Genomic DNA, 15,380 nt, shown 5'->3' on the forward strand with positions numbered 1-15,380 from the left:
AAAAGTTTGGCTGAGCTTGAAAGTTTTGGCGGATGGGAAGCAGGAATCACATGTTCGAACGCGTTCTGTCGTTTCTGAAGGACCTGCCGGCAGACGGCCGCGCCCGCAACAACGCCGATGATCCGCGCGTTGCCGCATCCGCCCTTCTCTACCATGTGATGAGTGCCGACGGCGTGCGTCAGGATGCCGAATGGGAGCGGTTCAAGGCGGTGCTGGCGGAAAGCTATTCGATCAGCGGCGACGAGCTCGACGCGCTTGCCGCTGCCGGCGAGCGGGCCGACAATGAGGCGATCGACCTCTACGCCTTCACCAGCGTTTTGAAGCGTCAGCTCGATCCGGACGCGCGAAAAGCCTTCATCGGCCTGATGTGGGAAATCGTCTATGCCGATGGCGAATTGCACGAGCTCGAGGACAATATCGTCTGGCGCGTCGCCGAGCTGATGGATGTCGAACGCCACGACCGCGTCGAGGCACGCCGCAAGGCGGCCGCCGAAGTGCCGGGCGCGGCTGGAACATCGAGCGACGAATAGACGGGATTTCCCCATGCCACCCACGCCGAGGCCGAGACCAAAAATCCTGATTGTGCTGCATCAGGAGAGTTCGAGCCCCGGGCGCGTCGGCCACATGCTTATCGAAGAAGGCTTCGACCTTGATCTCCGCTGCCCGCCGCTCGGCGACGCCTTGCCGGAAACACTGGACGGTCATGCCGGAACCGTGGTGTTCGGCGGACCGATGAGCGCCAATGACGAGGACGATTTCGTCCGCCGTGAGACCGACTGGCTAAAAGTGCCGCTCCGGGAGAACCGGCCGTTGCTCGGCATCTGCCTCGGCGCGCAGATGCTGGTCAACCATCTTGGCGGCAAGGTCGAGGGTCATGGCGAGGGGCTGGTCGAGATCGGCTGGTATCCGCTGACAGCGACCGAGGACGGCAAGAAGCTGATGCGCTGGCCTGAGATGGTCTATCAGTTTCACCGCGAGGGCTTTTCGCTGCCGAAGGACGCGACGCTGCTGGCGACGGCCGAAACCTATCCCAACCAGGCCTTTCGCTATGGCGACAATGCCTGGGGCATCCAGTTCCATGGCGAATTGACAAGGGCGATGATGCAGCGCTGGGTCGTTCGCGGCGCGCATCGCTTCGAGTTGCCCGGCGCGCAGCCCGGTCGCGATCATCTCGGCGGCCGGCTGATCTGGGACATGCATCTCAAGCGCTGGCTCGGCGAATTCCTGCAGACGATCTTCGGCAAGCCGGCGCTGTCCTGATCTGATCTAGTTTGCCCGGATCAGAGTGCCCTGGGATCAATTTCGCCCGTTGAGGTGGCGCACCTTGCGCAACTGCGGGAACAGCACCGCCCACAGCCCGGCGACAACGACTGCGCCGACGCCGCCGATCACCACCGCGGGCACGGTGCCGATCAATGCCGCCATGGTGCCGGCGCGGAATTCGCCGAGTTCGTTGGAGGCGCCGACGAAAACCTGATTGACGGCGTTGACGCGGCCGCGAACCTTGTCCGGCGTCCACAGCTGGATCAGCGTCTCTCTGATGTAGACGCTGAACATGTCGGCGGCGCCGAGCAAGGCGAGCGCTGCGATCGACAGCCAGGTGATGGTGGAAAGGCCGAACAGCACCGTGAAGGCGCCGAACAGCGCGACGAAGCCGAGCATGACCACGCCGGCATGGTTGCGGATCGGATGTCCGGCCAGCCAGATGGCAACGCAGATGGCGCCGATGCCCGGCGCCGAACGCAACAGTCCCAGGCCCCAAGGGCCGAGTTCGAGGATGTCGCGCGCATAGACCGGCAGCAGCGCCGTGGCGCCGGACAAAAGCACGGCGAACAAATCGAGCGAAATGGCGCCGAGCACGATCTTCTCGCTCCAGATATAGCCGAAGCCGGCAAACAGGGTCTGCATCGTCGGCCTGTCGGTCTCGCTGCGCTGGGCAGGCTTTGGGATGGTGAAGACCAGCACCGCAGCGACAAACATCAGAACGGCAGCGGTGCCGTATGCCGCTTGCGCCGAGAGCCCGTAGAGCAGGCCGCCGGCGACCGGTCCGACGATGGTCGCCGTCTGCCAGGCGGACGAATTCCAGGCGATCGCGTTGCCGAAATCCTCCGGCGGCACGAGGTTGGCGAACAGCGACGCCGCTGCCGGTCCGAAGAAGGCGCGCGCGATGCCGAACATGGCGAGCACGCCGAAGATCAATCCCGGTCCGCTAAGGCCGCGCAGCGTCAGCAGCAGCAGGGCCAGCGCGCAGATCGCCTCCAGCAGCACCATCAGCGCCATGATCAGGCGGCGGCCGAAACGGTCGGCGACCACCCCGGTGATCAGCACCAGCAGCAGCGAAGGCAGGAACTGGACAATGCCGACAAGGCCGAGATCGAACGGATCGCGGGTCAGGTCGTAGACCTGCCAGCCGACGGCGACGGATACGATCTGGGTGGCGAATGTGGCGAGGAAGCGTGCCGCCCAATAGCTCAGGAAGGGTTTGTGCCGGAAGGCGGCATAGCGCCGGTCGGGCGGTGCGTGAGGTTCGGGTGTCATGAATCAGGCCCCGTGGCAAGGAAGTCGGCCGGCGGGGCACTTCCACGAGGGCGCTGGTCCGACCACCGCGCTTTTAGCGCAGTTCGGTGCGAGGCGCGCGCAAAAATCGGCTCTGGATCAAGGATTTCCGGCTACCATGCTAATTGCACAGCTCGGCGGAGGTGGAAGGGTTATTAGGCGCGCAGGTCGAGTTCTCCCCGCGCCCCCTCTTGTCCTGCCGGACATCTCCCCCCCCCCCAAGGGGGGGGAGATTGGACGTCGCGACGGCTTTCGCCAATCTCGAGCGTCAAAGGCGACTTCGAGCGCGTCAGACCGTGGCCTTGGGCTTCCTGGTCTTCTTGACCGGCGCCGGCGGGGCGGCCTTGCGGCCAAGGCCGATCGCCTTCGCCAACTGCGAGCGCGAGGCCGCATAGGTCGGGGCGACCATCGGATAGTCAGCCGGCAAGCCCCATTTGGCGCGGTAGGCATCCGGCGTCAGTCCGAAATGAACGCCGATATGGCGTTTCAGGGATTTGAACTTCTTGCCGTCTTCGAGGCAGATGATGTAATCCGGCGTCACCGATTTCTTGGGATTGACCGCCGGGATCAGCGGTGCTGCGACCGGAACGGCGGGCTGGCCGAGCCCACCTATCGACGCGCTGACGCTGGCGATGAGATCGCCGAGGCCGGAAGCGGGCAAGCGGTTCTTCTCAACGTAAGCGGACACGATATGAGCGGTCAGCTCGAGAAGGTCGATGTCCTTGCGGGCTTTGTTGCTGTCGTCGGTCAATCTATTTTCTCCGTTAGTGGGGTCGCAGAATTCCTAGTCGGCAAATCTGCATAACGCAATGACGCCGCACCACGCTACACATTATTTTGAATAACAATACTAACGGCCGGGCCAGATCAACAGGTTTGGCCTCGAACCGCTATAATATCAGACAATCAGGGATTTGTCGCGCCACAGTCGAAACCCCCCGTCGAAGGCGCGTGTGTTGTCGCCACGCCTGCAACCGGCAGGCAATTCGTCGAGTTTGTCGACATTGCCGCCGCCGATGACCACATAGTCAGGCTGAAGGGCGGCGCGCAGCCGCTCGACTACGTCAAAAACGTGTTTGCGCCATTTCTTCTTGCCGCGCTTTTCAAGGCCGCGTTCGCCGACATAGTCCTCGAAGCTGCTGCCCTTCTTGTAGGGAAGATGCGCGAGTTCCATCGGCTGGGCGACGTTGTCGAGGATCATCGCAGCACCGAGTCCGGTTCCGAGACCCAGGAACAGCATGCGCCCGCCTTCATAGCTGCCGACGGCCTGCATCAGCGCGTCGTTGACCAGCTTCACCGGCTTGCCGAACTGCGTTGCGAAGTCAAATCCGACCCAACCCTTGCCGAGATTGGCGGGGTCGGCCAGTGGCCTGTTGTGGTGCACCGGGCCGGGATAACCGATCGAGACGACATCGTAGGGCAAGCCATCGGCGAGCGTCTGCACGACGGCGATCATTTGCTGCGGCGTCAGGCCGGGCCCGGAATCGGCTCTGCGCTCCTCGCCGCCGGCGCTGGTGAGGATCTTGACATGGGAGCCGCCGATATCGATCGCAAGCACGATCTTTTCGCTCTCCGGTGCCGGCTTTTTCGCCGCTTTGGCCATTGCGTCGCCTCCGAGTTCATTTCGCCGGGTTGATCCAGCCGTTCGGCGGTCCGAACCCGGCCATCGCCTCGGCGGGACCCCATGCTCCCGGCTCATAGAGGTGTGGCGGCGTGGTATCGCCGAGCACCGGGCCGACGATCCGCCAGGCAAGCTCGCTGGCATCCTGGCGAGTGAACAACTGGCCGTTGCCGTTCATGGCGTCGCCGATCAGCCGCTCATAGGGCGGCATGTCGCCCTTGCTGTCGTCGAGCGCGGTGAGTTCGACCTGCTCGCCGATCATGTCGTCACCAGCGGCCTTGCGCTGGGCGCCGATCGAGATCGCCACCTGCGGGTCGATGCGGAAACGGACGTGATTCGCATCTCCGGGTTTGATCGGGTCGAAGACGTCGAGCGGCGGCCGCTTCAGCCGCACGATGACCTCGGTGGCGTGCACCGGCATGCATTTGCCGGCGCGGATGAAGAAGGGCACGTCCCGCCAGCGCCAGGTGTCGACGAAGAAACGCACCGCCGCGAAGGTCTCGACCGGCGAATTCGGCGCGACGCCCGGCTCGCTGAGATAGCCTTTGAACTGGCCGCGCACGACATCGTCACTGGTCAGCGTCCGGATCGCCCGCAGCACCTGCACCTTCTCGTCGATCAGATCGTCGGCCGAGCGGCCAACGGGCGGCTCCATGGCAAGCAGCAGCAGGATGTTGAGCAGATGGTTCTCGATGACGTCGCGGATGCAGCCGACCTCGTCGTAGAAGCGGCCGCGGCCTTCGACGCCGAAATCCTCGGCCATGGTGATCTGCACGCTCTCGACGAAATTGCGGTTCCAGATCGGCTCGAGAAAGGAATTGGCGAAGCGGAAATAGAGCAGGTTCTGGATCGCCTCCTTGCCGAGATAATGGTCGATGCGAAAGATCGACTGCTCGTCGAACACCAGGTGCAGGACCCGGTTCAGCCAGCGCGCCGATTGCAGATCGTGACCGAAAGGCTTTTCCACCATCAGACGCGCGCCCCGGGCTGCGCCCGACTGTTCCAGGCCCTGGATGACCGTCTCGAACATGGTCGGCGGCACCGCCAGATAGTGCAGCGGGTGCTGCGCGGTTCCGAGCGCGCTTTTCAGCTTCTCGAATGTCGCGGCGCTGCGGTAGTCGCCGCTGACATAACGAAGCAGCGAGGCTAGTTTAGCGAAGATTTTTTCGTCGACCTTGCCGATGGCCTTGACGATGCCGTCGTGGGCGCGCGCCTGCAACTGCTTCAGGTCCCAGGCGTCGAAAGCGACGCCGATCACCGGCTCGGTCAGCGTTCCCTTGGCGACCATGGCGTAAAGTGCCGGGAAGATTTTTTTGTGGGCGAGGTCGCCGGTCGCCCCGAAAAGCACCAGCGTGTCGGACCGTTCCTGGTTCATGAGCGTGTCTTCCCCGTCACGAGCCGGTCTTCGGCTTTTCGACATGGCCGCCAAAGGCATAGCGCATGGCGGACAGCAGCTTGTCGGCGAATTCGGATTCGCCTTGCGAGGCGAACCGGTCGAACAGGGCCGAGGACAGAACCGGCGCCGGCACGCCGGTGTCGATCGCCGCCTTCAGCGTCCAGCGGCCTTCGCCGGAATCCGAAACCCGTCCGCCGAACTGCGTCAGCCCCGAATCGGCCTTCAATACGCCCGCCGTGAGGTCGAGCAGCCAGGAGCCGATGACGCTGCCATGCCGCCAGACCTCGGCTACCTCGGCGATATCGATGTCGAACTGGTAATATTGCGGGTTTTCCAATGGACTGGTTTCGGCGTCGGCCGTCCGCTGTCGCTTGCCGGCATTCGCCGACTTCAGGATGTTCATGCCCTCGGCATAGGCGGCCATGACGCCGTATTCGATGCCGTTGTGGACCATCTTGACGAAATGGCCGGCGCCGCTCGGTCCGCAGTGGAGATAGCCGAACGGGGCGGTTCCGGCATCCTTGCCGGGGGCGGGCATCCCGGCATCGGCGCCCGGCGCCAGGGTGGCGAAGACCGGGTCGAGATGCTGGACCGCGCTGTCGGGGCCGCCGATCATCAGGCAATAGCCGCGCTCAAGGCCCCAGACGCCGCCGCTGGTGCCGACATCGACATAGTTCAAGCCTTTCAATGCCAGGCGCGCGGCATGGTCGACAGCCTCGTGATAATAGGAATTGCCGCCGTCGACGATGATGTCGCCCGGCTCCATCAGGTCGGCCATCTGATCGACGATCCGGCTGGTGATCGCCGCCGGCAGCATCAGCCAGGCGCTGCGCGGCTCGGTCAGCTTGCCGACGAAATCCTCCATCGAAGCGGCTCCGATCGCGCCAGCCGTCACAAGGGCTTCAACGCTGGCCGGGTTGATGTCGTAGACCACGCATTCATGGCCATCGCGCAGCAGGCGCCGCACCATGTTGGCGCCCATCCTGCCCAGTCCCATCATTCCGATCTGCATGTTTTTCGTCCTGCTTCTTGAGGGATAGAAGATCTACTGGCTCTATTGTTGGAGCATGATCTTTTCCGAAAACCGGTTTCCACTTTTCGCTAACGCGGACCTTCGGTTCGGGATCATGCTCTAGTCCGGCTTGTCGATACCGACGGAAAAGTCGACATTCTCCCAACGGCCGGCATCGGGCCAGAAAAAAGTAAAGACGATCATATTGCCCGGCGGGACATCGGCAACGGGCAGGTCCATGAGATGGATGCCGAAGGCGTTCTCGATCGTCGCGGCGTCACGGATGGTTGCCCAATCGTCGGTGCTCCAATGGACCACCGCCCGGGCCAGCAGTTCGACGCGCAGCAGCTTGCCGGCGGGCATGGCGCGGAGCTTGTGATTGAAGCGCCATGTCCGGCGCGGCGCCACGGTCCTGTCCTCGATGTAGCGCTTCACGCCTTGCGGCGGCATGTCGAAGACGGCGCCGTCTTTGAGCGAGCGCAGCAGCTTGATATGCTCCGAATGCGCCCAGACCAGAGGCATGGCGCTGCCCGATGGTCCGCCGTGCCGCAGTTCGTGTTCGGCGATGTCGGGACCATCCCAGACCTGCTCCGGCAGCAGGCCGCCCGACCCGGCCGAATCCTCCAGGGTCTTTAACAGGCTCGCTGCCTTGTCCTTGCGGCCCGCCGCCAGTTCGTAATGGGCGCGCTCGCCGACCAGCAGCGGCCAGGGCCGGCCCTGGCCGGACCCGTCGAAGGGCGCGCCGTCGGCGTGCTCGCCATAGCCGTCGCTGGTATAGCGATGCCAGACGGGCCCCTGCGGCAGGTCGCAGCGCAGCCGCGCATCGATGACCCTGACCGTGTCGACGATGCGCGGATCGTCGGCGGCCCTGAGGCCGAAGCGGACGAGCGCCAGCGCATCCGGGCTGACGATCGCCTCGGCCGGCCGGTCGCTATCGCCCGGCGGCCGGTTCTTGATCGGCACATAGCCGTCCTTCGGCGACGCCGCGCCGGCGGTGTCGGCCGGCGCGATGCGGACGTAATAGCCCTCGACGCCGACCTCTTCGCCGAGTGGAGTGCCGGTGACATAGGTCCAGCGCTCGATCTGGTCGTTCCAGACATCGGCGGTTTCCCGCAGATAATTTGCCGGCTCTGCTTTGCCGCAAGTTTCGAACAGGTCGGCCGCGGCCAGCAGGGCGGCGATCTCGACGGCCAGCGTGAACGGGCTGTAGCCGGCATCCTCTTCCCAGCGGTCTTCGCCGGTGACCGGACCGTTGCGCACGACGTAGGAAGCGGCGCGCTCGACCATCGGCATGAAGGAGCGCAACGCGGCGTCTGCCAGATGCCCAGCCCGGCGCAGCGCGTCTGCGAGCAGCAGCGGAAACGCGCATTCGTCCATCTGGATGCCCGGCCAATAGGCTGATCCGTCGAGCCAGGCGTTCTGCGGCCAATGCCCATCCGGCTGCTGGATCGAGCGGAGATAGGCGAGGATCTCAAGCGCTTGCGCCGGATCGCCGGCGGCGAGGAAACCGCCCGCGGTTTCGACCAGGTCGCGCGGCCAGACCAGATGATAGCCGCCTATATCGTCGTCGCCCTTGCTGAAGCCCCACGGGATCGACAGGCTGGCGACGGCCGCTCCGGTGGATGAGCGATGCGTTGCCAGAACTGCCGTGCTGACACGATACGTGTTGATCCCCGCACCACGCCGGTCCAGCGGCAGCAAGCCAGCCTGCCATTTGCGCCATTTTTCGATAAAGGATTTGGCCGCGGGCGCAAAGCCTCGCTTCAGGCTGGCCGAGGCATTTTCCGCCGCCTCTTGCGGCGTCGTTCCGAAACCCAGCGCCAGCAACGCCGTCGGGTTCGCAGCCGAAAAGCCGATCTCGCCGGTCAGCGCGACATTGCCGTCCTCGGCCCTGCGGCAAGCCGGGTCGAGTCGGCCGTCACGACGGAGCTGCTGCCAGCCGTCGGAGACACCGACATAGCCGGCCGAGCATGCTCCCCAGGGCAGCGACGAGGCGAGCGCCAGGCAAACGCCACGTCCCGATGCAAACAGGACAGGCCTTCCCTCGTGGTCGCCGACCCAGGCGGTGTTGGCCATGCCGGCGTTGACCAGATGCGGCGCCAGCAGCGCGTAGACGCGGTGGTCGGCGTATGTGCCGCTCAGCGGCGTGAAGCTGATTTCCTGCAGCAAAACAGGATGTTCCGGATCCGTAACGATGCGCTTTTCGATCCGGTAGGTGGCGGCGGTGTTGACCAGCCTGTAGGCGGGCACCCCATCCTCGAACGGCTCGAGGCTGTGCACGGCATCGCGCTTTTCTTCCGAGAAATAGAAGCCGGGGCCGGTGACGACCAGTCCCATGTCTCGGGTGCAGGCGCTGTCGAGGCGGGGATAATAGACCTCGTTGAGGATGCCGTGGCTGATCGTGAACCAGACAGGACAGGCCGGCGAAAGCGCGGTTCCGACGCCGCTCTTGGCGCTCGACGTCCAGCGCGCCGGAATTCCGGGTGCACCCGGCGCAAAAGTCGGCGTCGCTACCATCTTGATTTTGGTCTCCTGCCCCATCCCTAGACCAGGAGCCGAAGCCTTTTCAATCATTGCACCGCAAGTTGATCGTCAAACCGTCATCGATCGCTGTTGACAAGCGCGTCCATCTAAATTTGTCTGACAATATTGAAACGAGGGTCGTCATAACAGCCGCCAGCAGCCAACAACGACCAGCAATCCATGGGAGGATAACAGATGAAGAAGATACTCGTCCTGAGTGCCCTTGCGGCGATGCTCGCGTCAGGCGCAGCACTGGCCGACACCAGCGACAAGAAGATCGCCTTTTCCAACAATTATGCCGGCAATTCGTGGCGGCAGGCGATGCTCGACAGCTATGCCATCGTCACCAAGAAGGCGGTCGCCGACGGGGTGGTCGCCGCCGCGGACATCTTCACGACGGCCGACAAGGAAGTGCCGACCCAGGCTGCCCAGGTTCAGAACCTGATCCTGCAAGGCTATGACGCCATCGTCATCAACGCCGCCTCGCCGGACGCGCTCAACGGCGCCGTCAAGCAGGCCTGCGATGCCGGCATCGTCGTCGTCTCCTTCGACGGCATCGTCACCGAGCCCTGCGCCTACCGCGTCGTCGTCGACTTCAAGGACATGGGCAGGCAGGAAGTCGAGCAGATGGCCAAGTTCCATCCCGAGGGCGGCAATCTGCTGGAAATCCGCGGCCTTGCCGGCACGTCGATCGACGACGCCATCCACGCCGGGATTCTGGAGGGCGTCGCCGCCCATCCCGAGTTCAAGATCGTCGGTTCGGTGACCGGCGACTGGGACCAGACCACAGCGCAGAAGGCGGTCGCGACGATCCTGCCGTCGCTGCCGGAAATCGTCGGCGTCGTCGATCAGGGCGGCGACGGCTATGGCGCGGCACAAGCCTTCGCCGCCGCCGGCAAACCGCGCCCGACCATCATTATGGGCAACCGCCAGGACGAATTGCAGTGGTGGAAGGAACAGAAGGACAAGGATGGCTACCAGACCTGGTCGGCGTCGATTGCGCCGGGCGTGTCGTCGCTGGCCTTCTGGGTGGCGCAGCAGGTGCTCGACGGCCGCACCGATGTGCCGCATGACCTGTTGGTGCCATACCTCGCCTTCACCCAGGACAATTTCGAGGCCGAGCTGCCGAACATCCCCAAGGGCGGCGTCGCCAGCCACGAATACACGCAGGAAGACGCCATCGCGGCGATCAAAGCCAACATCAAGTGAGCGTGGCACATCCAATGCCGCGCGCGTCGTCTTCCGGATTTCACTAGGGATGCCCGAGGCCGGTGTAGACATCATCAGACTGGACGGAGCCGAAAAACATTTCGGCGCCGCCACTGTCGACATCATCAGGCTGGACGGAGCCGAAAAACATTTCGGCGCCGTCCGGGCGCTCGCCGGGGTGGATTTCCACGTCGGCGCCGGCGAATGCGTCGGTCTCGTCGGCCACAATGGCGCGGGCAAGTCGACGCTCATGCATATGGTGGCGGGCACGCTCGTGCCCGACAGCGGTCGGATCGCGGTGCGTGGCGGCATCGAGGACAATTATTCGGTGCCGCGCGCCCAACAACTCGGCATACGCTGCGTATTCCAGGAACTGTCGCTGTGCCCGAACCTCAGCGTTGCCGAGAACACCCGAATCAACCACCCGGCGCTGCGCGGCCTCGGCTGGCGGCGCAAGGCGGCCGATCTGATCGCCGCCAAGCTCGACGAGATATTTCCGGGCCACAGCATCTCCGCCGCCGATATCGCCAGCGACCTTTCCATCGGCAGGCGGCAGATGGTCGAGGTGGCGCGCGCCTTCACGGTGACGCAGGATCCGCTCGAATTGGTCATCCTCGACGAGCCGACATCCTCGCTCGACGCGCACACGGCCGGCCAGTTGCTGGGTTTCGTCCGGCGCTTTGTCGCCGGGGGCAAGAGCTGCATTCTGATCTCGCATGTTCTGGGCGAGGTGCTCGGGAATGCCGACCGCATCGTGGTGATGCGCGACGGCAAGGTCGTCGCGTCGGATGCGGCTAAGGCTTTCGATCGCGGCAGGCTGGTGACGACCATGGGCGGAGCGGCAGCGCGTGAGAAGATCGCGGCCGAAATCGCGACCCAAAAGCCGGAGACCGGCCCGTTGCGGGTCCGGGCCCGCCCAGCGCGGCAACAGGACGGCAACGAACTTGTGGCGCATGCCGGCGAGATCATCGGCCTTGCCGGGCTTGCCGGTCATGGCCAAACCGATCTGCTGCTGGCGATTTTCGCAGCCGCGGCGCGCACCAAAACCGGCATCGAGGTCACCGCGCCGGTGGCGCTGGTGGCCGGCGACCGCCAGTCTGACGGGATCTTTCCGCAATGGTCGATTGCGCAAAACATCGGCATCCGCTCGCTGGCGCGATTGCGCAACGGCCTGCTGATCTCGCCGCGGCGCGAAGCCGAGCTCGCCGACTTCTGGCAAAAGAAAATCGGCATCCGCACCCCCGACATGAACAACAACATCTTCTCGCTGTCCGGCGGCAACCAGCAGAAGGCCCTGTTTGCCCGGGCGCTCGGTTCCGACGCCAAGATCGTGCTGATGGACGACCCGATGCGCGGCGTCGACATCGGCACCAAGCTCGAGGTCTACGACCTTGTGCGCGAAGAGGCTGGCCGCGGCCGTACCTTCCTCTGGTACACCACGGAAACCGAAGAGCTCGACAATTGCCACCACGTCTATGTCTTCAAGAACGGCCGGATCGTCGCCAAGCTTGGTCGCGACGAGCTGACCGAGGAAAAGATCATCCAGTCCTCGTTCGGCGATGCGGCTTGAGATGACGGCAGCACCCGTCGAGAGCGGTCCCAAGAGTTCTTCCGAGCGAAGCGCGCTGGCGCGGGCGCGCCTGCTGCGCGGGCTGCTGCCTGCGATGTCGCTGGTGCTGGTGCTGCTGGCGATCGCCTGGCTCAACCCGCGCGCCATCAGCTATTTCGGCTTCAGCCTGATGCTCAACCTGGCAATCCCGATCGCATTGGCGACGATCGCGCAGATGTTCGTCATTGCCGGCAACGAGCTGGACCTGTCGATCGGCACCTTCGTCGGTTTCGTCGGCTGCGTCACGGCGACATGGCTGAAGGAGGCGCCGCTGGTCGGTGTCTTGATCCTCCTCGGGTCGATCGGCGTCTATGCGCTGCTCGGCGCGCTGATCCATCTGCGCAACCTGCCTTCAATCGTGGTGACGCTCGGCATGAGTTTTGTCTGGCAGGGCCTCGCCATCCTCATCCTGCCGAAGCCCGGCGGCAAAGCACCGGACTGGCTGCTGTCGCTTATGGCCTTCAAACCGCCCTTCGTTCCGTTCCCGATCATTGCGGCGCTGCTGATCGCGGCGGTCGTTCATTTCGGGTTGATGCGCACCTCGTATGGCGTCATCCTGCGCGGATCGGGCGGCAATGCCGCGGCCCTCAGCCGTGCCGGCTGGTCGCTGCTCAAGACCAAGATCGTGCTGTTCGCGTTGACCGGTCTGTTCGGCGTTTTGTCCGGCATGGCCCTGATCGGCATCACCACCTCGGCCGATGCCAATATTGGCAATGGCTACACGCTGCTTTCGATTGCCGGCGTCATCCTCGGCGGCGGCGAATTTGTCGGCGGCCGGGTATCGCCGATCGGCGCGGTAATCGGCGCGCTGACGCTGGCGCTCGCCGCCTCGCCGCTGCTGACCTTCATGCACATCCCGCCCGATTGGCAGGTGGCCGCCAACGGCGCCATCCTCATCATCGTGCTGGCGGCCCGGGTGCTGATCAGCCGCAGGGAGAGGTGAGGGGATGGCATCGTTGCGATTGCTGCTCGCAAAACCCTGGATATGGTCCTTCATCGGTGCGCTGCTGGTGTGGCTGGCGACGATCACCTTCACCGGCGGATATGGCGGCGGCGGCATGATCACGGCGGCACTTTCGCTCGCCGTCTTCACCGTCATCGTCGGTGTCGGCCAGATGTTCGTGATCACGCTCGGTCCCGGCAATGTCGACCTGTCGCTGCCCGCCAATATCGGCCTCGCCAGCGCCGTCGCCATGAAGGTGATGGACGGCAATGATTCAATGATCGCGGTCGGGCTGCTGGCGGCGCTGGCCTGCGGCATGGCGATCGGCGCCGCCAATTATCTGTTGATCTGGGCGCTGCGCATTCCACCGATCATCGCCACACTGTCGGCGAGCTTCATCATCCAGTCGATCGACATCAGCTATGGCCGCGGCTTGCAGATCAAGCCGCCGCCGGGCTTTGCCAGTTTCACCAACTGGCAGATTCTTGGCATTCCGGTGCTGGCGATCCTCACCGTGCTGTTCTCCATCGGCGCTGCGATCGCGCTGCAGCGCATGATCTATGGCCGTTCGGTGCTGGCGATCGGCCAGAACATCCGCGCGGCGTGGCTGGCCGGCGTCAATGTCGGCCGCATCCGCTTTCTTACCTACACGCTGTCGGGCGCGCTCGGCGGCCTCGACGGGGCGCTGCTCGCCGGCTATTTCCGCGGCGCCAATGTCGATATCGGCAATGAGTACCTGCTGGCCTCGATCGCCGTCGTCGTCATCGGCGGCACGTCGGTAGCCGGCGGCAAGGCCAATGTGCCGGGTGTATGGGGCGCGGCCCTGTTCCTGGTGCTGCTTTTGACCATGCTCAACACGTTCGGCGTCAGCGCCGGCGTCCGTCTGTTGCTGACCGGGCTGATCATCGTCGGCGTCATCACTGCCGCTGGCGGGCAGAAAGCGCTGCGCTAGCAAGCGGCGGCGCTTGGCGGCGCTGACCCTGTGTCATCTCATACGTGCTTGCGGCCGCCGGATTCGCGGAACCAGCTGTCGGGATAGGGATACCACCAGCCCTGGATCGCCGGTTTGTGGTCGATGATCACCATCTTCGAACGGCGGAAGGCATCGAGCCCCTGGCGTCCCAGTTCGCGGCCAAGGCCCGACGCCTTCCAGCCACCGAACGGTAGCGCGTCATTGTCGATCAGCGGATTGTTGACCCAGACCATCCCTGCCTCAAGCCGCTCCGCAGCCTCATGCGCCTCGGCGAGATCGGTGGTGAACACCGAGGCGCCGAGCCCGAACGGGCTGTCATTGGCAAGCTCTATCGCCTCGTCGAAATCCTTGACCCGGCAGATCGCGGCGACTGGTCCGAAACATTCTTCGCGCACGATTGCCATGTCGGGGGTGACGCCGGTCAGGATCGTCGGCTCGTAGAACCAGCCGACATTGTGCGCCGGCGGGATACGCCCGCCGGTGATCGCCCTGGCACCGCTGCGCACGGCATCGTCGACCAGCCGCATGACTTTCGCCCGCGCCGCCTCGCTGACCAGCGGTCCGATCTCGGTCTTGTCGAGACCGTTGCCGATGCGTAGCGCCCGTGTCTTCTGCGCAAACAGCTCGACAAAGCGGTCGTGAACGGCATCGACGACGAAAAAGCGTTCGGCCGAGGTGCAGACCTGGCCGGTGAGATGGAACGCTGCGGTGACGCTGCCGGCGGCCGCCACGTCGAGCGGGGCGTGTCGGCTGATGATCAGCGGATCGCTGCCGCCGGCCTCGATGACGCATGGCTTCATGCGCTCGGCGCAAGCGACGGCGACTGCCTTGCCGGCGGCGACCGAACCGGTGAAGGCAACCGCATGGGTGCGGTCGGAGGCGATCAAAGCCTGCGCCGTGGCCGCCGCGCCGGGCAGGCAGGAAACCAGGCCCTCCGGCAGGGAGCGGAACACGGTCATGTAATCCAGCGTCGACAATGTCGTCGCTTCGGCCGGCTTGATCACACAGGCATTGCCGGCGGCAAGCGAGGCGGCAACGGTCCAGCACATCAACAGGATCGGGAAATTGTAGGGCATGATGTGCACCGACGTGCCGTAGGGCTCGTAGCGCGCATACTGGAACGATCCGGCCTGCGTCGTGCCGGCGATCTTGCCGGCATCGTCACGCGCCATCTCGGCGTAGTAGCGGAAGATCGGCGCGCAATTGGCGATCTCGCCGATTGCTTCCGGATAGGGCTTGCCCATCTCGCGCACCATCAGCTCGGCGCAGCGCGTGAAGTCGGCCGCCTCGATGGCGTTGGCGACTGCATGCAGATGCCCGGCGCGGCTCTTGGCGTCGAGCTTTTTCCAGGCAGCTTGCGCCCTGGCCGCAGCGGTGAGCACGGCGTCGATCTCGCCGTCGGTTGCAGCCGCGATGGCGCCGACGGTTTCCAGCGTCGCCGGATCGATCACCGGTTTTGCCGCGCCGGTCATCGGCCGATAATCCGGATTGACGAAGAAGGCCGGCCGGTCAGGTGAGAAGTCCATGGTCGTCCTTTC

13 protein-coding genes are annotated in these 15,380 nt (G+C 64.5%); 6 read left to right on the forward strand and 7 right to left on the reverse strand.

Translation table 11 applies throughout. The annotated features are described in order from the left end of the window. Positions 1-50 precede the first annotated feature (50 nt). Together AC0L28_RS05405 and AC0L28_RS05410 are read left to right on the forward strand one after the other, a co-directional pair. The gene (locus tag AC0L28_RS05405) at positions 51-530 is read left to right on the forward strand and encodes a tellurite resistance TerB family protein (protein WP_287343388.1); all 480 of its coding nucleotides are present in this window, start codon (positions 51-53) and stop codon (positions 528-530) included. Positions 531-543: 13 nt separating this feature from the next. After that, positions 544-1,260, forward strand: a complete 717-nt coding sequence (locus tag AC0L28_RS05410; protein WP_023800550.1) for a glutamine amidotransferase — start codon at positions 544-546, stop codon at positions 1,258-1,260. Between the two features lie 36 nt (positions 1,261-1,296). Here the strand turns inward: AC0L28_RS05410 and AC0L28_RS05415 are convergent, their stop codons facing one another. From AC0L28_RS05415 to AC0L28_RS05440, 6 genes are all read right to left on the reverse strand, one after another. After that, the gene (locus AC0L28_RS05415) at positions 1,297-2,538 is read right to left on the reverse strand and encodes an MFS transporter (protein ID WP_091592269.1); all 1,242 of its coding nucleotides are present in this window, start codon (positions 2,536-2,538) and stop codon (positions 1,297-1,299) included. 307 nt (positions 2,539-2,845) lie between these two features. After that, a complete protein-coding gene (locus AC0L28_RS05420) occupies positions 2,846-3,307 on the reverse strand; it encodes a Ros/MucR family transcriptional regulator (protein ID WP_023800548.1) in 462 nt (153 codons plus the stop codon). Positions 3,308-3,454: 147 nt separating this feature from the next. Then, complete coding sequence (locus AC0L28_RS05425) at positions 3,455-4,159, reverse strand: ROK family protein (protein ID WP_287343382.1); 705 nt, start codon at positions 4,157-4,159, stop codon at positions 3,455-3,457. A gap of 16 nt (positions 4,160-4,175) precedes the next feature. Next, positions 4,176-5,552, reverse strand: a complete 1,377-nt coding sequence (gene zwf, locus AC0L28_RS05430; RefSeq protein WP_473476041.1) for a glucose-6-phosphate dehydrogenase — start codon at positions 5,550-5,552, stop codon at positions 4,176-4,178. A gap of 16 nt (positions 5,553-5,568) precedes the next feature. Beyond that, complete coding sequence (gene gnd / locus AC0L28_RS05435) at positions 5,569-6,585, reverse strand: phosphogluconate dehydrogenase (NAD(+)-dependent, decarboxylating) (RefSeq protein ID WP_473476042.1); 1,017 nt, start codon at positions 6,583-6,585, stop codon at positions 5,569-5,571. Between the two features lie 120 nt (positions 6,586-6,705). Then, positions 6,706-9,102 (reverse strand): glucan 1,4-alpha-glucosidase, encoded by a 2,397-nt coding sequence (locus AC0L28_RS05440; RefSeq protein WP_473476044.1) that lies wholly within the window; start codon positions 9,100-9,102, stop codon positions 6,706-6,708. Between the two features lie 201 nt (positions 9,103-9,303). Between AC0L28_RS05440 and AC0L28_RS05445 the strand changes: the two genes are divergently transcribed. From AC0L28_RS05445 to AC0L28_RS05460, 4 genes are read left to right on the forward strand one after another with little or no spacing between them, the layout of a single operon-like run. Beyond that, entirely contained in the window at positions 9,304-10,317 is a 1,014-nt protein-coding gene (locus tag AC0L28_RS05445; RefSeq protein WP_236384608.1) for a substrate-binding domain-containing protein, read from the forward strand. A gap of 49 nt (positions 10,318-10,366) precedes the next feature. Continuing rightward, positions 10,367-11,887, forward strand: a complete 1,521-nt coding sequence (locus AC0L28_RS05450; RefSeq protein ID WP_473476047.1) for an ATP-binding cassette domain-containing protein — start codon at positions 10,367-10,369, stop codon at positions 11,885-11,887. A gap of 1 nt (position 11,888) precedes the next feature. After that, on the forward strand, positions 11,889-12,869 hold the full coding sequence (locus tag AC0L28_RS05455; protein WP_287172999.1) for an ABC transporter permease: 981 nt from the start codon (positions 11,889-11,891) through the stop codon (positions 12,867-12,869). Positions 12,870-12,873: 4 nt separating this feature from the next. Further along, on the forward strand, positions 12,874-13,821 hold the full coding sequence (locus AC0L28_RS05460; protein WP_128181260.1) for an ABC transporter permease: 948 nt from the start codon (positions 12,874-12,876) through the stop codon (positions 13,819-13,821). A 38-nt stretch (positions 13,822-13,859) separates the two neighbouring features. Here AC0L28_RS05460 and AC0L28_RS05465 read toward each other — a convergent pair whose 3' ends face one another. Next, on the reverse strand, positions 13,860-15,368 hold the full coding sequence (locus AC0L28_RS05465; protein WP_473476051.1) for an aldehyde dehydrogenase family protein: 1,509 nt from the start codon (positions 15,366-15,368) through the stop codon (positions 13,860-13,862). Positions 15,369-15,380: the final 12 nt, after the last annotated feature.

The sequence above is a fragment of the Mesorhizobium sp. WSM4847 genome (assembly GCF_055811335.1).